20 protein-coding genes are annotated in these 20,978 nt (G+C 66.9%); 14 read left to right on the top strand and 6 right to left on the bottom strand.

Translation table 11 applies throughout. From position 1 onward, the window contains the following. From A5658_RS21700 to A5658_RS21690, 3 genes are all read left to right on the top strand, one after another. On the top strand, positions 1-657 hold the full coding sequence (locus A5658_RS21700) for a M15 family metallopeptidase (RefSeq protein WP_067339959.1): 657 nt from the start codon (positions 1-3) through the stop codon (positions 655-657). An 87-nt stretch (positions 658-744) separates the two neighbouring features. After that, complete coding sequence (locus tag A5658_RS21695; protein ID WP_067339958.1) at positions 745-1,557, top strand: class I SAM-dependent methyltransferase; 813 nt, start codon at positions 745-747, stop codon at positions 1,555-1,557. 90 nt (positions 1,558-1,647) lie between these two features. Further along, positions 1,648-2,604 carry an LLM class F420-dependent oxidoreductase gene (locus A5658_RS21690; RefSeq protein ID WP_067339956.1) on the top strand — a complete coding sequence of 319 codons (957 nt, stop codon included), beginning with the start codon at positions 1,648-1,650 and terminating at the stop codon, positions 2,602-2,604. Here the strand turns inward: A5658_RS21690 and A5658_RS21685 are convergent. Then, complete coding sequence (locus A5658_RS21685) at positions 2,601-3,488, bottom strand: LysR family transcriptional regulator (RefSeq protein WP_067339954.1); 888 nt, start codon at positions 3,486-3,488, stop codon at positions 2,601-2,603. The genes A5658_RS21690 and A5658_RS21685 overlap by 4 nt on opposite strands. A 164-nt stretch (positions 3,489-3,652) precedes the next feature. On the opposite strand from A5658_RS21685, the gene A5658_RS21680 reads away from it, so the two are divergent. After that, positions 3,653-4,546, top strand: coding sequence for an SDR family oxidoreductase (locus tag A5658_RS21680; protein WP_067340161.1), 894 nt, complete (start codon positions 3,653-3,655; stop codon positions 4,544-4,546). Here the strand turns inward: A5658_RS21680 and A5658_RS21675 are convergent. Beyond that, positions 4,543-4,995, bottom strand: a complete 453-nt coding sequence (locus A5658_RS21675) for a TIGR03618 family F420-dependent PPOX class oxidoreductase (protein WP_067339952.1) — start codon at positions 4,993-4,995, stop codon at positions 4,543-4,545. The genes A5658_RS21680 and A5658_RS21675 overlap by 4 nt on opposite strands. A 36-nt stretch (positions 4,996-5,031) precedes the next feature. Then, the gene (locus A5658_RS21670; RefSeq protein WP_067339950.1) at positions 5,032-6,048 is read right to left on the bottom strand and encodes a ferredoxin--NADP reductase; all 1,017 of its coding nucleotides are present in this window, start codon (positions 6,046-6,048) and stop codon (positions 5,032-5,034) included. Between the two features lie 72 nt (positions 6,049-6,120). Here A5658_RS21670 and A5658_RS21665 point away from each other — a divergent pair, with 72 nt between their 5' ends. From A5658_RS21665 to A5658_RS21650, 4 genes are read left to right on the top strand one after another with little or no spacing between them, the layout of a single operon-like run. Next, entirely contained in the window at positions 6,121-7,524 is a 1,404-nt protein-coding gene (locus tag A5658_RS21665; RefSeq protein WP_067339948.1) for a class I adenylate-forming enzyme family protein, read from the top strand. Further along, positions 7,502-8,407: an acyl-CoA dehydrogenase family protein gene (locus A5658_RS21660; RefSeq protein ID WP_067339946.1), complete on the top strand. Its 906-nt coding sequence runs from the start codon at positions 7,502-7,504 to the stop codon at positions 8,405-8,407. Before A5658_RS21665 ends, A5658_RS21660 begins: the two co-directional genes overlap by 23 nt. Further along, positions 8,394-9,482, top strand: a complete 1,089-nt coding sequence (locus tag A5658_RS21655; RefSeq protein WP_067339944.1) for an acyl-CoA dehydrogenase family protein — start codon at positions 8,394-8,396, stop codon at positions 9,480-9,482. Before A5658_RS21660 ends, A5658_RS21655 begins: the two co-directional genes overlap by 14 nt. 1 nt (position 9,483) lies before the next feature. Next, positions 9,484-10,251, top strand: a complete 768-nt coding sequence (locus tag A5658_RS21650) for an enoyl-CoA hydratase/isomerase family protein (RefSeq protein WP_067339942.1) — start codon at positions 9,484-9,486, stop codon at positions 10,249-10,251. 75 nt (positions 10,252-10,326) lie between these two features. Here the strand turns inward: A5658_RS21650 and A5658_RS21645 are convergent, their stop codons facing one another. Then, positions 10,327-11,091 (bottom strand): SDR family NAD(P)-dependent oxidoreductase, encoded by a 765-nt coding sequence (locus tag A5658_RS21645; RefSeq protein ID WP_067339940.1) that lies wholly within the window; start codon positions 11,089-11,091, stop codon positions 10,327-10,329. Between the two features lie 102 nt (positions 11,092-11,193). Between A5658_RS21645 and A5658_RS21640 the strand changes: the two genes are divergently transcribed. Beyond that, the gene (locus tag A5658_RS21640) at positions 11,194-12,036 is read left to right on the top strand and encodes an SDR family oxidoreductase (RefSeq protein ID WP_067339938.1); all 843 of its coding nucleotides are present in this window, start codon (positions 11,194-11,196) and stop codon (positions 12,034-12,036) included. A 16-nt stretch (positions 12,037-12,052) separates the two neighbouring features. Here A5658_RS21640 and A5658_RS21635 read toward each other — a convergent pair whose 3' ends face one another. Together A5658_RS21635 and A5658_RS21630 are read right to left on the bottom strand one after the other, a co-directional pair. Then, entirely contained in the window at positions 12,053-13,663 is a 1,611-nt protein-coding gene (locus tag A5658_RS21635; RefSeq protein ID WP_067339936.1) for an FAD-dependent oxidoreductase, read from the bottom strand. 24 nt (positions 13,664-13,687) lie between these two features. After that, positions 13,688-14,377, bottom strand: coding sequence for an IclR family transcriptional regulator (locus A5658_RS21630; RefSeq protein WP_067339934.1), 690 nt, complete (start codon positions 14,375-14,377; stop codon positions 13,688-13,690). Positions 14,378-14,520: 143 nt separating this feature from the next. Between A5658_RS21630 and A5658_RS21625 the strand changes: the two genes are divergently transcribed. The 5 genes from A5658_RS21625 to A5658_RS21605 are packed head-to-tail and all read left to right on the top strand — an operon-like array spanning position 14,521 to position 20,977. Next, complete coding sequence (locus A5658_RS21625; protein ID WP_067340159.1) at positions 14,521-15,384, top strand: alpha/beta fold hydrolase; 864 nt, start codon at positions 14,521-14,523, stop codon at positions 15,382-15,384. Next, positions 15,381-17,090, top strand: a complete 1,710-nt coding sequence (locus A5658_RS21620) for a bifunctional 3-(3-hydroxy-phenyl)propionate/3-hydroxycinnamic acid hydroxylase (protein WP_156751590.1) — start codon at positions 15,381-15,383, stop codon at positions 17,088-17,090. Before A5658_RS21625 ends, A5658_RS21620 begins: the two co-directional genes overlap by 4 nt. Further along, the gene (locus A5658_RS21615) at positions 17,035-17,952 is read left to right on the top strand and encodes a 3-carboxyethylcatechol 2,3-dioxygenase (RefSeq protein ID WP_067339930.1); all 918 of its coding nucleotides are present in this window, start codon (positions 17,035-17,037) and stop codon (positions 17,950-17,952) included. Before A5658_RS21620 ends, A5658_RS21615 begins: the two co-directional genes overlap by 56 nt. Beyond that, complete coding sequence (locus tag A5658_RS21610; protein WP_067339928.1) at positions 17,949-19,676, top strand: FAD-binding protein; 1,728 nt, start codon at positions 17,949-17,951, stop codon at positions 19,674-19,676. Before A5658_RS21615 ends, A5658_RS21610 begins: the two co-directional genes overlap by 4 nt. Then, positions 19,673-20,977: an LLM class flavin-dependent oxidoreductase gene (locus A5658_RS21605; RefSeq protein ID WP_067339926.1), complete on the top strand. Its 1,305-nt coding sequence runs from the start codon at positions 19,673-19,675 to the stop codon at positions 20,975-20,977. The genes A5658_RS21610 and A5658_RS21605 overlap by 4 nt, the downstream gene beginning before the upstream one ends. Position 20,978 lies beyond the last annotated feature (1 nt).

The raw sequence follows: 20,978 nt of genomic DNA, 5'->3' as shown, positions 1-20,978 counted from the left end.
ATGCTTCGGTTCCTGACCTCCGTCGTTCTGCTCGCCTCGACTTGCGCTGCGGTGGCCAACGCCGACGTGCCGCCGCTGAGCCCCGAGGCACGCGCGGCGAGGTTCGTCGATGTCCGCTCGGTCGTCCCGAACGCGCTGATCGACTTGCGCTACGCGACGCCGAACAACTTCACCCACGCCCAGCTCTATCCCGCCGACGCCCGCTGTCTGGTCCACGAATCCATGGCACCGGGATTGGCCTCCGCGGCCCAGGCGTTGGCGGCGCAGGGCAATGTTCTCGTCTTCTGGGATTGCTATCGACCACATGACGTTCAGGTCAAGATGTTCGACCTCGTTCCGAACCCGGCCTGGGTAGCCAGGCCCGGGAACTTCGCCAAGAGCCACGAGTCAGGGCGCTCCGTGGACGTGACGCTGGCCGACCCGTCCCAGCAGTGCCCCCGCTGTCTGGTCGACATGGGTACCGACTTCGACGACTTCTCGCCGCATGCAACGGCTTTCGCGACCGACGGGGTTACCGCGGCGCAGCAGGCGAACCGGCGACGGTTGCGCGACGCGATGAGCGCCGGCGGGTTGTCGGTGTACTCGGGCGAGTGGTGGCATTTCGACGGCGCCGGGGCCGGCGTGCAACGACCCATCCTCAACGTTCCGGTCAATTAGTCATCTCAAAATATAAGATATCTATTTCGCATCCTGAAACAAGCGGCGGTAGCCTTGGCGACGAACGAGATTCAAGGGAGTCCGCGTATGTCCAGTGAATATCAGGCCGTCTACACCCATGGGCATCACGAGTCGGTGTTGCGGGGTCATCGGGTTCGCACGGCAGAAAACTCGGCGGGCTATCTGCTGCCGCATCTTCGGGCCGGAATGGCACTGCTCGACGTCGGCTGCGGGCCCGGGACGATCACGGTCGACCTGGCCGCGCGGATCGAGCCCGGACGGGTAACCGCAGTCGAAATGACCGATGCCGCCCTGGATTTGGCTCGCGCCGAGGCGCAGGCACGCGGCCAGTCGAACATCGATTTCGTCACGTCGGACGTCCACGCTCTGGTCTTTGACGACGACACGTTCGATGTCGTGCACGCCCACCAGGTGTTGCAGCACGTCGCCGACCCGGTTCAGGCCCTGCGCGAGATGCGTCGGGTGTGCAAGCCGGGCGGCCTCGTCGCCGCGCGGGATGCCGACTACGCGGGATTCACGTGGTACCCGCAGCTTCCGGGGCTGGATCGCTGGGCGGTGCTCTACTCCGCGGCCGCGCGAGCGAACGGCGGCGAACCCGACGCGGGCCGTCGACTGTTGTCGTGGGCGCAGCACGCCGGATTCGACGACGTGACGCCGAGCGGTGGCCTGTGGTGCTTCGCCACGCCGGAAACCCGTGACTGGTGGGGCGGCATGTGGGCGGACCGGATCGTCGAGTCCGCCCTGGCCTTGCAGTTGGTCGACAGCGGGATGGCCACTGCTGCCGAGCTGGACGACATCGCGGCGGCGTGGCGGGAGTGGGCTGCCGCGCCCGACGGCTGGATCGGCATCCCGCACGGCGAGATCCTCTGTCGCGCCTGACGCATTTCCGCTGGTCAACAATACGGTATTGGCATTCTCTTTTTTGGCAAGTACGTTATCGATGATGGATAACGATACTTTGGAGGAGCCGTGCGTCTCGGAGTAATGATCGGCGCCGAGCGCGGTGATTCCGCGCGCAAGGTCAGCAGGTTGCTCGCCGATATCCAGTGGGCCGAGAACGCCGGCATGGACACCGCCTGGATTCCGCAGGTGCCCAACGACTTTGATGCGCTGATGGCCGTCGCGCTGATGGGTACCCGCACCACCCGCATCGAACTCGGCACCGCCGTCGTGCCGCTGCAGGCGCAGCACCCGGTCGCGCTGGCGCGCCAGGCGTTGTCGACGCATGCCGCGACCGGAGGTCGGTTGGCACTGGGCGTCGGACCGTCGCACCACTGGATCATCCAAGACATGCTCGGGCTGCCCTACGAGAAACCGGCCGCCTACACCCGCGACTACCTCGAGGTGTTGCACGCCGCGTTCGCCGGCCCGGGGCAGATCGACGTCGAGAACGACCACTTCACCGTCCACAATCCCAACGACCTCGCCCCGGTCGGGCCGCTGCCGGTATTGGTCGCGGCGCTCGGCCCGGTGATGCTGGCGCTGGCCGGCGAACACGCCGACGGCACCGTGTTGTGGATGGCCGACGAGCGTGCCGTCGCCAACCACGTGGTTCCCCGTATCACCAAGGCCGCCGACAATGCCGGCCGCCTGGCGCCGCGCATCGTCGCCGGAATCCCGGTATGTCTTTGCGCCGCAAGCGAAGTCGATGCGGCCAAGGAGCGTGCCAACCGGATCCTGGGTGAGGCCGAGGTGTCGCCGAACTACCAGCGGCTGCTCGATTACGGCGACGCCCGCGATGTCGGTGACATCTGCGCGGCCGGCGACGAAGATGCCATCCTGGCGCGGATGCGCCGGTTCGCCGATGCCGGGGTGACCGACCTGTCGGTGCGGCTGCTGCCGATCGGCGACAACCGCGACGAGCTGATCGCCTCGAAACGTCGCACCCGCGAGGTGATTTCGGAGCTGGGCGCCCAGCTTCGCTAAGGCGCGGTGAGGTGCTGCTGGGCGAGTTTACGAAAGGCCGCCACCAGTCGGCTGCGATCGTCGGCCCGGCACGCCACTACGACGTGGCAGGGTTCCACGCCTTCGAGCGGAATCGTGGTCAGATCCGGGCGCAAGGCGCTGATGTGCGAGCCCGCGGAGATTGCCACCGCCTGCCCGGCCGCGATCACTTCGAACTTGTCCTCGAGCGCCTCGATGAACGGCCCGCCGGGGGCGCGTCGTCCGTCCGGACGGGGATCGATGCGCCAGAACGCATTCCACGTCGGATCCGAGTCGCGGATCTGCGGCATCGGCTCGTCGGCGATGTCGTCGATCGTGATCGACTCCTTCCCGGCCAGCCGATGATCATGCGGCACGATCAGCACCCGTGGCTCGTCGTACAAGATCGTGACGTGCAGCTGGTCGGTCGGAAACGGCAAGCGCGTCACTACCGCGTCGACCCGATGATCGAGCAGCGAGTGGCGGGCCTCGTCCCAGTCCAGGTGCACGGCTTTCACGTCGGCGTCCGGGTGCTGACGCCGCATCTCGCGCACCGCTGGCGTGATGATCAGCCCAGTCGTGTAACCGATGGTGATCCGACTGGGTTGGGCGGCCGCGCGGGTCTGCGCGGCGGCCCGGCCCGCAGAACGCAGCAGTGCCTTGGCCGACGTCAAGAAGACCTCGCCGGCTTCGGTCAGCTGGGTGCCTTGCGGGGTGCGGTCCAGCAGCCGGGCACCCAATTGTTGTTCCAGGCGGCGGATCTGGCGACTCAGCGACGGCTGCGCCACCCGTAGCGCGGTGGCGGCGCGGCCGAAGTGCCGGTGTTCGGCGACGACGACGAAATAGCGCACCAGCCGCAGGTCGAGATCGGCTGAGGTGTCGTCCATACCCGAATGGTAATCACATTCGGGAGGACACAGCGCTTCCCATTGCGAGCTGTCCTGCGGTGATGCCTGATCGGTATTGAGCCATTCGAAACGAGTCTTGGACGCATTCGAGGCCGCGACGCAGGGTGGTGTTACCGCTTCACCGCTATCTCAGGGAGTTCATCATGCGAGTTTTCGTCACCGGGGCGACGGGCCACATCGGGTCGGCCGTCGTACCCGAGTTGCTGCAGGCCGGACACCAGGTCGTCGGCTTGGCCCGCTCGGACGACGGTGCTGCCGCCCTGGCGGCCCTGGGCGTGGAGGTGCATCGCGGCGACCTCGACGACCTCGACGGTCTGCGCGAGGCGGCTGCCGCCTCCGACGGCGTGATCCACTTGGCCTTCAAGCACAACTTCGACGACTTCCTCGGCTCGGTCGAAGCTGACCGGCGAGCCGTCGAGGCGATCGGCGAGGCACTGGTCGGATCGGGCAAGCCCTTCGTCGGCACATCGGGCACGCTCATGGTCGCGTTTGTCGAGGGCCGACTTGCCACCGAGAACGACACGCTGCCCGCCGGTCCGCGCATCGACGCCGAGAATGCCGCAATTGCGTTGGCGGACAGCGGCGTTCGCTCGTCTGTCGTGCGGTTGGCGCCGCTGGTGCACAGCGACCTGGACCACCACGGCTTCGCCCACCACATCATCGACTGCGCCCGCAAGGCCGGGGTGTCCGCCTACATCGGCGACGGCGCGAACCGCTGGCCGGCTCTGCACACGCTCGACGCCGCGCGGCTGTACCGGCTGGCATTGGAATCCGCGCCCGCGGGCACGCGGCTGCACGGCATCGCCGACGAAGGCGTGCCGTTCCGCGAGATCGCCGAGGTCGTCGGTCGCCACCTGGACCTGCCGGTCACGAGCATCACTGTCGAGCAGGCGCCCGACCACTTCGGGTTCCTGGCCCCGTTCGCCACACTGGACAACGCGACCTCCAGCGAACTGACCCAAAAAATCCTCGACTGGAAGCCGGAGCACCCGGGGTTGCTCGCCGACCTGGAAGCCGGCCACTACTTCGACGTCTAGCCCCGCGACGGGTTCGTGTAGACGCGGGTCGGCGAGATCAGCACCGCGGTGCGGCGTTCCTCGCGCATCACCCGGTCGTAGGTGTCCCAGTCGTCATGGGTGCCGCCGGCCGCGGTGAAGATCTCGCGAAGCATCACCCGCAGCCGCTCGGCGTCCACGTCTGGATGTGGGTCGTCGGGTCCGATCAGCTGCGCGGTCCCCTCGACGGTGGCCCACTGCCATCCGCTGCGGGCGGTGACGGTGGTCCGCGGGTCGGCGCGCAGGTGGTCGAGTTTGCGTGCGCCGCCGATGGCCACCAGCCCGACGACCGGCTCGTCGGTCAGCGGGTGGGGGAGCACCCCGGCGTTGACGACGGACGACTGGGCGCTGCCGTCGCGCCGCAGCGTGGTGAAGACAACGAGCCCCTGATCGGCGGAGGCAAGTTTCTCGAAAGCAGGAAGATCGGTCATGTGTGCTTTAGCCCACAAAAGCCGCGTTACATTCCCCTACTCGTACTCCACCGTGATCGACGCCGTGTCCGGCACGGCCTGGCAGGTGAGGATGTAGCCGTCGGCGATCTCGTCGTCCTCGAGCACGTCGTTGGTCCGCATGGTGGCCTCGCCGTCGATCAGCTTGGCCATGCAGGTCCCGCAATTGCCGGCCTCGCAGCTGAATGGTGGTGACAGGCCGGCCCGTCGTGCGCTTTCCAGCAGCGTCTCCCCGGGCACTCGCGGCACCGACGCCTTCTTGCGGTCCAGCCGGATGGTCACCGTGCCGCCGGCATCCACGTCGCCGGCCGACTCGGAGACCGCCGGGGCCGGAGCCTTGACCGACGGCGACGCATCGAAATCCTCGACGAGAACATGCGCGGTATCCGGCAGCGCTGCCCGCACGACGGTCATGAATCCCTCCGGCCCACAGACGTAGCAGTCCGCGTTGCCGTCCGCGCCGACGAACTTCGCCACGCCCGCCGCATCCAGCAGGCCGTGCTGGTCGTCGAGGTGGCGCAGCACCGATAGCCGGCCGGGGAAACGCTCGACCAGGTCGTCGAGAACCGCGTCGAAGATCGCCGAACCCCGGTCACGGTCGGCGCACAGCAGGCGCACCGTGCGCCCGGTGCTCGCCAACGCGCTCTTGGCCAACGACAGGATCGGCGTGACGCCGCTACCGCCCGCGAACGCCAGCAGCGGGCCCGTCGCCGTACCCAGTACGAACGTCCCCGCGGCCCTGGTCATGGTCAGCTCGTCGCCCTCGACCACGTTGTCGATGAGCCAGTTCGACACCTTGCCGCCGGTGACCCGCTTGACCGTGGTCATCAGTTCGGTGTCGGTCTCCGGCGCGCTCGACATCGAGTACGACCGGTACAGGTCCTCGCCGTCGACGGTGACCTTGAACGTGCAGAACTGCCCGGCGCGGTAGGTAAACGGCTGCTCCTCGGGGGCGAGCACGTAGGTACGGCTGTCTGCGGTCTCCTTGATGATCCGAGTCACCGTGGCCCGCTGGAACACGTGGCGTTCCGCCATCCCCATACCTTCCACACTTTGCGTTCTTCGCTTGAGAGAATACTATTCTCTCAAAACGATAGGATCTTCTCAATGTCTCCGACGGCGCTCGTCTTCGAGGAGCGGCACTACACGTTGCCGCAGCTCGAGGCGTTGGCCGACGGCCTGGCAACCAGCTTGCGGGAGCGGGGGGTGAGGGCCGGCGGGCGGGTGGCGTTGATGTCGTCCAACCGTCCTGAGTTCGTGGTCGCGCTGCACGCCATCTGGCGGCTGGCCGCCGTCGCCGTGTTGATCAGCCCGGCGTGGAAGCGCCAGGAAGTCGAGCACGCCTTGGCGTTGACGAACCCGTCGCACGCCGTCGGCGACCACGACGTGCTGTCGGAGCTGATGCCGATGCTGCATCTCGACGAGCCGATCCTGCCCGGGGCGTCTGGGGCGTTCCCGCAGCCGCCGACGGATGCCGATGCGGTGCTGGCCTTCAGTTCCGGAACCACCGGTCTGCCGAAAGCCGTTCGGCACACCCATCGTTCGCTGCAGGCCGCGGTGGGGCACTGGCGCGACGCGATGGGTTTGACGGCCAACGACCGCATTCAGATCGCCACGCCGCCGTCGCATATCCTCGGCTTGCTCAACATCGTGACGGCGTTGCAGACCGGCGTCTGGATGCGCCTGCACCGCCGTTTCGACATCGACCGCATGCTGCAGCACATCCAGGACGACCGGATCACCGTCGAAATGGCTGTCGCTCCAATCGCTTTGGCCATCGCCGCGCATCCGACGTTGGAGTCGTACGACCTGTCGTCGCTGAGGTTCATCATGTGGGGCGCGACCCCGGTCAGTGCCAGTATCGCCGAGACCGTCACCCGTCGCACCGGCGTCGGGTGGGTTCCGGCCTACGGAACCACGGAGTTGCCGGTCATCGCCTGCAACCCGCTCGATGGCGCGCGGCTCGACTCCGTTGGCCGACCGGTGCCCGGTGTGCAGGTGCGGGTGACGTCGTTGCAGACCGGCGAGCCGGTTGGTCCGGGTGAGGTCGGCGAAATCCAGGCGCGGGCCGAGTCGCTGATGGCCGGCTACCTCCCCGCCGAGGCGACGCGAGATGTCTTGTGCGACGGCTGGTATCGCACCGGTGACATCGGCTACCTGGATGCCGGCGGCTGGTTGCGGATCACCGACCGGTCCAAGGAGATGATCAAGGTACGTGGGTTTCAGGTCGCGCCCGCGGAGATCGAGACCGTGCTGCACGAGCACCCAGCCGTGCAGGACTGCGCGGTATTCGGCGTTCCCGACGAAGCCGACGGGGAGTTGGTGGTGGCCGCCGTGGCGACGCGTGAGCCGGTCGACGCCGCCGAGCTCGCGGCTCAGGTCAGTGACCGCCTGGCGTCGTACAAGCGTGTGAGTCGTGTCGTGTTCGTGCCTGAAATACCTCGGTTGCCTTCGGGAAAGGTGCTGCGCCGAGCTCTCAAGGAGCGCTATGGATGTACGTCTGACAGCTGAACAACAACAACTGCGGGACGCGGCAGCGAAACTGGCCGACGATCTCGGCCCGGGGTCAGTGCAAGACCTCGACGACGGCGAACGAATCGCCAGGCTCGACAAGCAGATTCAGCTGACCGGGTGGCGATCGCTGCGCTCCGACGAAGCGTCGGCCGTCGAGGTGGCGATCGTCGCAGAGGAATTCGGTCGCGGATTGGTCGACGCCCCCTTCCTGGGCCCCGTGCTGGCCGACGATCTCGCCCGGCGGATCGGTGACGACGGCTCCGGGTCGACCATCGCCGTCGACGGTCGGGCGGTCGATGCGCGCGGCTATCGACGCGCCCTCACGCTGGACGGCGTGACGGTCTCGGCCGTCGACGTCGGCGATTCTCGCGACTCCGTCGACCTCACCCGCAGCGCCGCAGACCTCGGCGGAAACGCCGCGACCCTAGCCGATTTGGACGCCGACGCTGCGCAGCGCTGGCTGGCCCTCGCGCTGGCTACCACGTCGGCCGACCTGGTCGGCGCCGCCCGCGGCGCGCACACCCTCGCCGTCGAATACGCGAAAATCCGTGAGCAGTATGGCAAGTCGATCGGCTCGTATCAGGCCATCGCGCACCTGCTCGCCGAAAGCTTGGCCCTGATCGAGGGGTCGGTCAGCATCCTGCGGCACGCCGCCTGGGCGGTCGACGAGCTCGACCCGGCCGACGCGATCCGGGCCGGACGGTTCGCCAAGGTCTATTGCGCGCGCGCCGCGCGGACCGTCTGCGAGACCGCGATTCAGGTGCACGGCGGCATCGGCAACACCTGGGAGTGCTTGGCTCACGTCTTCCTGCGCCGCGCGCTCACCTCCACTCAACTGTGGCCCGTCAAGCTGGAGGAGATCAGCGTTGGACTTCCGTGACTCCACTGACGAAGCCGCCTTCCGGGATCGTCTGCGATCGTGGCTTTCGGTGCACGCCAAGGAGTTTCCCAGCTCAGGCGACGAGTATTGGGCTCGCCAAGGTGAGTGGCACCGCGCGCTGTACGAGGGCGGTTTCTTCGGGCTGTCCTGGCCCCGCGAATACGGCGGCCAAGAACTACCACCGGTCTACGACGTCATCCTCGACGAGGAGCTGGCGCGTGCCGAGGCCCCGCCGCGGCCCAGCCTCGGCTATCTGGTCGCGGGTCTGAGCCGGCACGGCAGCAAGGAGCTGTGCACCCGTTTCCTGCCCGGGATGATCAACGGCACCGAGCGGTGGTGTCAGGGCTTCAGCGAACCGGGCTCCGGCTCCGATCTCGCGTCACTGACCACCACCGCCACCCGCGAAGGCGACACCTACGTCATCAACGGGCACAAGATCTGGACCAGCTACTCCGACGTCGCGGACTGGTGCCTGCTGTTGGCGCGCACCGACCCCGAGGCCAAACGGCACCGCGGCATCTCGGCTTTCATCATCCCGATGAAACAGCCTGGGGTGCAACAGCGTCCGCTCCAGATGATCAATGGCGTCACCACCGAATTTGGCCAGGTGCTTTTCGACGGCGCGACCGTGCCGGCCGAAAACATGGTCGGCGAACCCGGTGAGGGGTGGCCGCTGGCGATGACGGTGGTCGGCCACGAGCGGGAGCCGTCGACGTTGGGCTACGCGGCGCGCTACGGCAAGCTCGTCCGTCAGCTCGCCGCCCGCGCCGGCGGATCGGTGAATGAGGAACTCGCCTGGGCCGCAGTGCAAACCGAGATGCTGACGCATCACGTTCGGCGGCGGTTGTCTGAGCAACTCGACGGCGTTACCCATACCTCGGATGGCTCGCTGGACAAACTGCTGATGACCTGGGTCGAACAGTCCGTCGGACATGCCGCGCTGGCGGTGGGCGGCATCGATGACCCGAACCTGCTGAGCGCCTACCTCTACAGCCGCGCGCAAAGCGTCATGGGCGGCACATCGCAGATCCAGAAAAACATCATCGCCTCACGAATCCTCGGACTGGGAGCTTGACATGTACGACATGCCAAAGGAAATCGACGTCCAGGCCGACGGTCCGCTGCGGATCATCACATTGAACCGTCCCGAGTCACTCAACTCGGTCAACGACTCGCTGCACCACGGTCTGGCCAAGCTGTGGCAACGGCTGAGCGATGACCTGAGTGCCCGCGTTGCGGTGATAACCGGTGCTGGACGGGCGTTTTCGGCTGGTGGCGACTTCGTCTATCTCAACGAGCTGGCCGGGGATGCTCAGCTGCGCGCCAAGACCATCATCGACGGGCGCGAGATCGTGCTGGGCATGGCCCGGTGCCGAATTCCCGTGCTGGCCGCGGTGAATGGTCCGGCCGTCGGGTTGGGCTGCAGCCTGGTCGCATTGAGTGACATCGTCTACATCGCGGAAGACGCCTACCTGGCCGACCCGCATGTGCAGGTGGGATTGGTCGCCGCCGATGGTGGACCGCTGACCTGGCCGCTGCACATCAGCCTGCTGCTGGCCAAGGAATACGCGCTGACCGGTGCGCGGATTCCCGCCGCGAAAGCCGTCGAATTGGGCCTGGCCAACCATGTGGTGGCCGATCCGGTTGCCGAGGCGGTGAATGCGGCGAAGAAGATTCTTCAGCTACCTCAACAGGCCGTCGAGAGCACCAAGCGCGTCCTCAACCTGCATCTGGAACGGGCGGTGCTAGACACCATCGACTACGCGTTGACGGCGGAAAGCCAGACCATGCAGACCGAGGATTTCCGCGCCATCGTTGCCAAGCTGTCGGCGGGCAAGAACTAAACCCGCCCCGAGCGTGACACTGCGGTCACGTTCGGCCCTGAGCGTGACGCTGGCGTCACGCTCGGCCTGGCCCGTCTACTTCGGCGGGAAGCGCAGTGCGCCGTCCAACCGGATGACTTCGCCGTTGAGGTAGTCGTTTTCGACGATGCTCTGCACGAATGCGCCGTACTCGGAGGAGCGGCCCATTCGCTTCGGGAACGGAACTTGCGGGCCCCAGTACGCCTCGAGCTGGTCGCCGGCCTTGCCGTACGCCGGCGTCAGGAACGTACCGGGCGCGATGGTGACGACCCGAATGCCGAGCGGCGACAGGTCGCGGGCCGCCACCAGCGTCATACCGACGACCCCGCCCTTGGCCGCCGCGTACGGCAGCTGGCCGATCTGGCCCTCGTAGGCGGCGATCGACGCGGTGTTGATGATGACGCCGCGGGCGCCCTCGTCGATCGGCTCCTGCCGGGCGATGGCCGCTGCGGCCAGCCGCAGTACGTTGAACACACCGGTCAGGTACACGTCGATGGTCGTTTTGAAGCCGTCCAGGTCCAGCGGTGAGCCGTCCTTGCCGATCAGCCGTCCACCGCTGGCGGGCCCACCGTGCGCGTCCACTGAGATGCGTAGCGGAGCAAGCGATTCCGCTTCGGCCAGGGCCGCGTTGACGTCTTCGGTCTTGGTCGCGTCGGTGCGGACGTAGCGGGCGTCGAGCTCCTTGGCCAGCGCCGCGCCCTTTTCGTCGGCAAGGTCGGCGATCACTACTTTCGCTCCCGCGGCGTGCAGTCGGCGGACAGTGGCCTCACCAAGGCCGCCCGCGCCGCCGACGACTACGGCCGAACTCCCGCTGATCTGCATCGCTATTTCCCTTCTTGCAACTCTTACTCTCGATCTGTGAGAATAATGTTCTCATATCGCCTCAGGCGCCCCGGGCCCCTGTTTGCCGAATTGGAGTCAGCGGTGAGCAACGACGTTCTGGTCATCATCGGGGCCGGCGGCATGGGGGTCTCGGTGGCCCGCCGTTGTGGGGCGGGCCGCACCATCGTGCTGGCCGACATCAATGCCGAGGGTCTCGAGGCGACGGCCGCGGCGCTCACCGACGACGGTCATCAGGTGCTGACCCGACAGGTTGACGTCACCTCACGCAGTTCGGTGGCCACGGTGGCGGAGGCCGCGAGGGTCGCGGGGCGCGTCATGTCGGTGGTGCACACCGCGGGGCTCTCGCCCCAACAGGCATCCACGGAGGCGGTCCTGGCTGTCGATCTGCTGGGCGTCGCGCTGAGTCTCGACGAATTCGGCAAGGTGATCGAGCCCGGCGGCGCGGGCGTCGTCATCGCCAGCATGGCCGGCCACATGATGCCGCTACCGGATCCCGAGGTCGCGCGCCAGCTGGCGAGCTTGCCCGCCGAGGAGCTGCTCGGCCTCGAAGCGTGCACGAGCATCACCAGCAGTCAGATGGCCTATCCGTTTGCCAAGCGGGCCAACCAGATTCGGGTTGCCGCGGCGGCCGCGACCTGGGGGCAGCGTGGCGCCCGGATCAACTCGATCAGCCCCGGTGTCATTTCGACGGCGATGGGACGCCTCGAACTCGAGAGCGAATCGGGCGCGCTGATGAGGGCGATGGTCGCCAACTCCGGAACTCGGCGATATGGCACACCCGAGGACATCGCCGCCGCCACCGAGTTCCTGCTCGGGCCGTCCGCGTCATTCATCACCGGCGCCGACCTGCTGGTCGACGGCGGCGTGGTCGCCGCGATCAGCACCGGCACAATCGATCTGGCGAAAGCACTCGCCGAGCGCTGAGGCCGGCCTGCCCCGGCTAGTCGACCGACTTCCCGGTCGCAGCGGCATAACCCGCGCGGTAGCCGAAAACCATTGCCGGGCCGATGGTCCCGCCGGCGCCGCCGTACGCCCGCCCGGTCACCCCGCCCATCGCATTGCCGGCGGCGAACAGGCCCGGGATCGGCTCGCCGCTGACGTGCAGGACGCGACCGTCGCGGTCGGTTCGTGGCCCACCCTTGGTGCCCATCGCGCCCACCGACACCGGAACGGCGTAGAACGGCGCGGTGTCGATGGGGCCGAGCGTTTTGCCGGCCGGCGTGGTCGCGTGCTCGTCGCCCCAGTAGCCGTCGTAAGCGCTTGAGCCACGGCCGAAGTCGGGATCGACGCCGTCGCCGACGTTGTGGTTCCAGGCCTCGATAGTGCGGTTGAGCCCGTCGAGGGCGATCCCGGTTTTGGCGGACAGCTCGGCCAGGTCCGCGGATTCGCAGAACCAGTCCGGCACCGGACCGTCGGGGTCGATCCCCAAAAACCCGTAGCGCTTGAGATGCTGGGAGTCGAACACCATCCAGGCCGGGTCGTTGACGTAGCCCTCGCGCGGATCGAGGTAGTGGAAGGCGCCGGCCATCGAGTTGTAGTCACAGGCTTCGTTGACGAATCGCCGGCCGAGCCGGTTGACGATGATGCTTCGTGGCCGGGTGCGTTCCAGCCGCACACTGCGGCTGCGTTGATGGCCGTCGATGGTGTCGCCGGGGATCTGCACGATCGGCACCCACCATGCCTCGCCCATGTTGGCCAGGTCGGCGCCGTGAGCCATCGCCATGCGCAGCCCGTCGCCGGTGTTGTTGGGCGGCGAGACCGCGCCGTGCATCGGTCCGCGCAGAAAAGCGTTGACCAGAACCGGATCCCACTCGAATCCGCCGGTTCCCAGAATGACCCCGTGGCGGGCGTGCACGGCCAATTGTCCGCCGGCGGACGAGATTCGAACCCCGACGATGCGGCCGTCTTCGACGATCAGTTCCTCGGCCCGGGCATTCGTGTGTGGGATGACGCCCGCGTCGAGCAACCCTTTGAGGAGCCCGGCGATCAGCGCCGTGCCTGCCACGCACAGGTCGGCATTCGGATCGCCGCCGGCGTACAGCCGGGCCCGCGTCTCGGCGTCGAACCCGACATTCGACCAGTCCTGTGGAAAGGCGGTGATCCGGTCGCTCCACTCACCGAGCTGGTTGAGATCGAAGGGGGCCGCGCTCAACGAGCGCCCGCCGCCCGGCTGGCCGCCGGGTAGTTCCGGCTTGTAATCCGGGAACCCGGCGGCAATTTCGAATCGCAGACCGCTGTGGGCCTCGATGAAATCGAGCATCGCCGGACCGGTTCGCACGAAAGTCTCGACGAGGGCGTCGTCCATCGATCCGAGTGCCTGCGCGCTGAGGTAGCGCAGTGCATCATCGACCGACAGTTCGCCGTCGGGGGAGCGGTCGTGCGCGGGTATCCACACCACGCCACCCGAAACCGCAGTGGTGCCACCGACAGTCGCGGCCTTCTCGTAGACCGCCACCGAGGCTCGGCTGGCGGCGGCCGTCAGTGCGGCCGCCAGGGCGGCCCCGCCACTGCCCAGCACGACGACGTCGACCTCATCGTCCCAAGACGGCATAGCTCTGAATTCCTTTCTGCCGGGTCAGCCGAGGACCGCCGACAATTCCTTGGCCGCCTTGACAACTGCGTCCTTACCTTTCATCACCACGTCCTCGCGGTGCGAGATCAGGTTGATGCACGCCGGCGGCGACGGCGGATCGCGGTGTACCGGCACCGCCAAGCCGTATGTGTTGGGCTCGATTTCGCCATGGGTGATCACCCAACCCTGCGCACGGGCGCTGGCCACGAGATCACGTTCGTCCGGACGCGGCGGCAGACTGGCCAGCAACGCGATGCCCGCGGCACCGCGATCGAGCGGGTAACGGCTGCCTTCGTGGAACGCCAACTGATAGGGGACCTGGGTCGGGACGATCACCGCGATTGCCACCTGCTGGTCGCCCTCGGCCACCAGCAGCGAGACCGTGGTGCCGAGATCCTCGGCCAGGGCCCGCAGGATCGGCACGCTGAGTTGTCGCAGATTGCGATCGAACGACGCACCGAGCAGCGCCAGACCGGCGGCCGGGCGGTACCGGCCGTCCTCGCCCTTCGCGACGAATCGGAACTGCGCCAGCGTGGACAACAGGCGATACGCGATGGTCCGATGCACGCCGACACCGTCGGCGACCTGCTGCACGGTCATGCCCGCCGGAGAGTCGGCCACCAGCTGCAACGCGGTGAGCCCGCGGGCCAGCGTTTGCGACCCCGGGGCGGTGGTGGTCGGGACCTCGCCCACGTCAGTGGCCCACGATCTTGCTTGACAGACACCCCGCAGAGAGTGATGCTTTATAGATAGTGCACATTAGTGTGCGATTTTAGCACACATTGTTGACGCAATACGAGAACCAAATTTCCGCGCACACGGCAAGAGAGGATCAGGTGGCCGAGCACGAGAGCGTCTGGAGTGATCTGCAGGGTGTGCCGTTCGTGCAGGGCTACCTGGACGCCGGCGGTGTACGAACTCGTTACCTGCAGGCCGGCGACGAGAGTAGGCCGCCCCTGATCCTGCTGCACGGATCCGGCGGCCACGCCGAGGCGTACGTCCGCAACCTCGAGGCCCACGCCGAGCACTTCTCGACCTGGTCGATCGACATGCTGGGGCATGGCTACACCGATAAACCCGGCCACCCCTTGGAGATTCATCATTACGTCGATCACCTGTTCGCGTTCATGGACGCGATCGGCGTCCAACGCGCTCACCTGTCCGGCGAATCGCTGGGCGGCTGGGTCGTTTCGCGCGCCGCCGCCGATCACCCTGACAAAGTCGACCGGTTGGTGCTCAACACCGCCGGAGGCTCGCAGGCCGACCCCGAGGTGATGAAGCGGATCATCGCGCTGTCGATGGCGGCCGCGGAGAACCCGACCTGGGAAACCGTGCAGGCACGAATCAAATGGCTGATGGCCGACAAGACCAAGGACTACGACGACCTCGTCGCGAGCCGGCAGCGGGTGTACCGCCAGCCGGGCTTCGTTTCCGCGATGCGCGACATCATGGCCTTGCAGGATCCCGAGATCCGGGCCCGTAACCTACTGGGCGCCAAAGACTATGGATCGATCACCGCGCCCACCCTGGTGTTGTGGACCAGCGACGACCCGACCGCCGACGTCACCGAGGGCCGACGCATCGCGTCGATGATCCCGGGCGCGCGCTTCGAGGTGATGTCCGGCTGTGGCCACTGGCCGCAGTACGAGGACACCAAGACGTTCGACCGTCTGCACATCGACTTTCTGCTGGGCCGTTGACTGTGGAAGGCGACCAGGAGGTGGATGTCGACGTCGTGATCGTCGGCGCGGGACCGGTCGGCCTGACGCTTGCCAATATCCTTGGCCTGCAAGGGGTCAGCACTCTGGTGGTCGAGGAGCGCGACACGCTGATCGACTATCCCCGCGGGGTCGGGCTCGACGATGAGTCATTGCGCACGTTCCAGGCGATCGGACTGGTCGACCACGTGCTGCCGCACACCGTGCCCAACCAGATCCTGCGATTCGTCGACGCCAAACACCGGATACTCGCCGAAATGGCGCCGCCCGACGCACGTTTCGGCTGGCCGAAACGTAACGGCTTCGTCCAGCCGCTGGTCGACGCCGAATTGCTGCGCGGCCTCGATAGATTCGAGCACGTCGAGGTGCAGTGGAGCAGCACCATGGCGTCCTACACCGAAGCGCCTGACGCGGTCACCGTCGACCTGGACGGCGAGGGTGGACGTAAAAGCGTCCGGGCCCAGTACGTCGTCGGCTGCGACGGCGGCCGAAGTGCCACCCGACGACTGATGGGGGTGTCCTTCGACGGCACCACCTCGCCGACGCGCTGGTTGGTGGTCGACATCGCCAACGATCCGCTCGGACACCCCAACAGCGAAGTCGGCGCCGACCCGGCCCGCCCCTACGCCTCGATCTCGATCGCGCACGGAATTCGCCGGTTCGAATTCATGATTCACGCCGACGAGACCGACGAGCAGGCCGAAGACCCGGCATTCCTCACCCAGATGCTGGCGTCGATGGTGCCGAATCCCGACCGGGTCGACGTGATCCGTCACCGGCTCTACACCCATCACTCCCGGATCGCCGGCGCGTTCCGCAAGGGCCGCCTGCTGCTGGCCGGCGATGCCGCGCACCTGATGCCGGTGTGGCAGGGGCAGGGTTACAACAGCGGTATCCGCGATGCGGCCAACCTGGGCTGGAAGCTCGCCGCCGTGGTCAACGGTTACGCCGGTGAAGCCCTCCTCGACACCTACGACGTCGAGCGCCGCAAGCACGCCCGGGCCATGATCGACCTGTCGACGATGGTCGGCCGTGTCATCTCGCCGACCAATCGACGGATCGCGGCGGCCCGCGACCTGTTGGTGCGTTCGGCGTCAATTGTGCCTTCGCTCAAGCGATATGTGCTGGAGATGCGGTTCAAGCCGATGCCGCGATATGAGCAGGGCGCGGTCGTGCATCCCGAGCCGCGGCGGGCCGATTCGCCGGTCGGAACGCTGTTCTTACAGCCGAGAGTCGATACCCGCGAGCAGCAGGACGTCCTGCTCGACGATGTACTGGGTAACGGGTTCGCCGTCATGTGCTGGAACAACAAACCGCGGGAGATCCTCGGCGCCAAGGCATTTGCTGATTGGCAGGCGCTGGGGGCGAAGCTCGTCGCGGCCCGCCCGTTGACCCAGCTGCACTGGGACGGCGACGACGATCCCGACGTGGTCGTCGTCGGCGACCGGACCGGCCAGCTCAAGGCCTTCTTCGACGGGCACCGCGAATCCGTGCTGTTTCTGCGCCCCGATCGATGCATCGCAGGTGCCTGCATCGCTCAACTCGCCCCCGAACTGAGCGCCTCGCTCTTCGAGGTCCTCACCTTGACAGCGGGAGGCGGTGATTCTCAAAGTGCCACTCGCCCTGTGCTGTATGTCTCACAGCCCACTACTCAATCTGCCCGGGCTGTCGCAGGACCTTCTCAATGACATCGACGCCGTCCTCACGCAGGCAAGGGATTTCGTCGCGGACTTCAACCCCGAGATCGTCGCCATCTTTGCCCCCGACCATTACAACGGCTTCTTCTATCGGACGATGCCGCCGTTCTGCATCGGCACCGAGGCCCAAGGCGTCGGCGACTACGGCACCCATAAGGGTCCGCTCGATGTGCCCGAAGCCACCGCGGTCGGGTGTGCGAAAGCGGTGCTATCGGCCGGGGTCGACGTCGCAATCTCGGCGAGCATGGATGTTGACCACGGCACCGTGCAACCGCTGGAGAAGCTGTTCGGCAAAGCTACGGCGCGCCCGGTGATTCCGATCTTCATCAACTCGGTCGCCACCCCGCTGGGCCCACTGCACCGCTGCCGCACCCTCGGCAGGGCGGTCGGCAGCTACCTGGCCACGCTGAACAAGCGAGTCCTGGTGGTGGGATCCGGTGGGCTGTCCCATGATCCGCCGGTTCCGACCCTGGCGACCGCGACACCGCAGGTCGTCGAGCGGATCGTGCACGGCCAGCCGATGACTGCCGATCAACGCTCGGCACGACAGTCGGCGGTGATCGAGGCGGCCAAAGCCTTCGCCGGCGGCGAGAGCCCGCTGCAACCGCTCAACCCCGAATTCGACCAGAAATTCCTCGAGATCGTCGACAGCGGAGATCTCGAGGAATTGGACAAGTGGTCGAATGCGTTCATCGCCGGCGAGGGCGGCAACTCCGCCCACGAAATCCGCACCTGGGTAGCGGCTTTCGGCGCGCTGGCGGCCGCCGGTCCCTATAAGACAGGCATCCGGTACTACCGGCCCGCTCCCGAGTTGATCGCGGGCTTCGCGGTCCGAACGGCGGTGCCGGCATGACTTTCGATAGCACGGTCGACGTCTTGGTGATCGGCTCCGGCGGCGGTGGGATGACGGCGGCGCTGGCCGCGCAGGCCTCCGGGCTGACGACGCTGATCGTCGAAAAGTCCAGCCAATTCGGCGGTTCCACCGCACTGTCCGGCGGCGGCATCTGGGTGCCGGGCGCGCCGGCGCAGCGTCGGGCCGGCTACTCACCCCCGCCCGACGAGGTGGTCGACTACCTGCGACGAATCACCGACGGACTGGTCAGCGATGCGCGGATCCGACAGTACGTCGACTCGGCGCCAGAGATGATGGACTTCCTCGAAAAGCTCAGCCCGTGGCTGGAATTCGTCTGGAAGCCCGGGTACGCCGACTACTACCCGGAACTGCCCGGCGGATCCGAACTCGGCAGCACCATCAACGTCCCGCCGATCGACCTGCGCGTGCTGGCCGACGAGGAGCAAAACCTCCTCGCCCCGTTGGCGCTGGCGCCGCGTGGAATCTGGCTGGGGCCCAAAGAACTTCGCTCGTTCTACCAAGTGCGTCAATCCTGGGCCGGCAAGGCCGTTTTGGTGAAGCTGGTGTGGCGGATGATCCGAGCCCGCGTCTTCGGGGACCGGATGGCCGCCATCGGCCAGTCGCTGGCCGCGCGACTGCGGCTAGCTCTCAAAGACCGCGGCATCCCACTCTGGCTGAATGCGCCGATGACGCAACTGATCACCGCCGACGACGGATCGGTGGTCGGCGCCGTCGTGATGAAAGGCGATACGCCGCACCGGATCGGCGCCACGCGCGGCGTGATCGTCGCCACCGGCGGGTTCGACCACGACATGGCATGGCGCAAAGAGCACCAGCCGGCGGTCGACCAGGATTGGAGCTTCGGCAACCCCGCCGCGACCGGCGACGGCATCCGAGCCGGCCAGCAGGTCGGCGGCGCCGCCGACATGCTCGACGAGGCATGGTGGTTCCCGGCCATCCAATGGCCCGACGGCCGAATGCAATTCATGCTCAACGAGCGGATGATGCCGTCGCAGTTCATCGTCAACGGCGCGGGCAAGCGCTTCATCAACGAGGCGGCGCCATACATGGACTTCGGTCACGCGATGATCGAGGGACAGGAATCGGGCGTCACCCACATCCCGTGCTGGCTGATCACCGACCACCGGTCGTTCCTGAAATACGTCGTGGCGGGGCACCTGCCGATCCCGAAGATCCCGTTCGCCCCGGTCCCGACCGGCCGCAAGATCCCGAAGGCATGGCTGGAGTCCGGCGTGGTCAAGTCGGCCAACACCTGGGACGAACTCGCCGGCAAGATCGGCGTGCCGGCCGACCAACTACGCAGCACCGCAACGCGTTTCAACGATCTGGCGCACAAGGGCCACGACGACGACTTCAACCGGGGTGACAGCATCTACGACAATTACTACGGAGACCCCACGCTGCCCAATCCCAATCTGCATCCGCTGGGGAAGCCGCCCTACTACGCATTCCGGATCGTTCTGGGCGACCTGGGCACCTCGGGCGGTCTCCGCACCGACGAACACGCGCGGGTCCTGCGGGCCGACGACAGCGTGGTCCGCGGACTCTATGCCGTGGGTAACGCCTCGGCGGCGGTGATGGGGCGAAGCTACGCCGGTGCGGGCGCCACCATCGGGCCCGCGATGACGTTCGGATACGTCGCGGCCAAACACCTTGTCAGCCAAAGCTCAACACGATCGATTGTTCCGGGAGGTACCAGTTGAAGATCTCACTGTTCTACGAATTCGCTCTGCCCCGTCCATGGTCGGACGACGACGAGCACATCCTGCTCAAGGACGCAATGGACGAGGTCGAACTTGCCGACAAGGCCGGGTTCTCCACGGTCTGGCTGACCGAGCACCACTTCCTCGAGGAGTACTGCCACTCCACCGCGCCCGAGATGTTCCTGGCCGGCGCCAGCCAGCGGACCAAGGACATCCGGCTGGGATTCGGCATCATGCACCTGCCGCCTGCGGTCAACCATCCGGCGCGGGTTGCCGAGCGCATCGCCACCCTCGACCTGATCTCCGACGGGCGAGTGGAATTCGGCACCGGTGAATCCTCCTCGATTGGCGAGCTCGGCGGCTTCAACATCGACCCCGCCGACAAACGCGCGCAGTGGGAAGAGGCACTCGAGGTGTCGATCCGCTGTATGACCGAGGAACCCTTCACCGGGTTCAAGGGTGAGCACATCGAGATGCCGGCCCGCAACGTCGTTCCCAAGCCACTGCAGAAGCCGCACCCGCCGGTCTGGGTTGCCTGCACCCGGCCCGCGTCGGTGCAGATGGCCGCTCAGAAGTGCCTCGGCGCACTGAGTTTCGCCTACACGGGGCCCGGACCGCTGACCGAGCGGGTCAACGGCTACTACAAGGAGCTCGAAGAGAGCGGCGTGCCGGTCACTCCCGCGATCAACCCGAACATCCTCGCGATCGGCGGCGACCTCTCGATGATGGTCGCCAAGACCGACGAGCAGGCCGTGCAGCGGCTCGGCATGGGCGGCGGGTTCTTCTCGTTCGGGATCATGCACTACTACATGACCGGCGTGCACACCCCCGGGCGCACGGGCGTCTGGAAGCGTTATCTCGAAGAGTGCGAGAAGGATCCGACGCTGGCGTACGGCCCGGGGCGCGGCGCGATCGGCTCGCCGTCGACGGTCCGCGAGTTCCTGCGCGGCTACGAGGACAGCGGGGTCGACGAGATCATCCTGCTGCTCAACCCCCGAAGCCACGAGGGCACCATGGAGTCCATCGAGTTGATGGGCAAAGAGGTGCTGCCCGAGTTCATCGAGCGCGACCAGAAGGCGGTCGCCGAGAAAGCCAAGCGCCTGGAACCGGTCGTGGAAAAGATCGAGTCGCGCCGTCCCGAGCCGACCGCGCCGAAGTTCGACGAGAGCTACTCATTTGGTGGCCTGCCCACCGGTCGCGGCGGAAAGTTCACCGCGAGCGAGATTCCCGAGGCGATGGCCGAAATCAACGAGGGCCGTGTCCAGGCCGCGCAGCGACTCAAAGACGAGCAGAAGAAGTAGT

Origin of the sequence: Mycobacterium sp. 1245111.1 (assembly GCF_001673405.1) — a bacterium.
Lineage (GTDB): Bacteria > Actinomycetota > Actinomycetes > Mycobacteriales > Mycobacteriaceae > Mycobacterium.
Note: the sequence above shows the minus strand (reverse complement) of the source record. Positions and strands in the feature narration are given on the sequence as shown.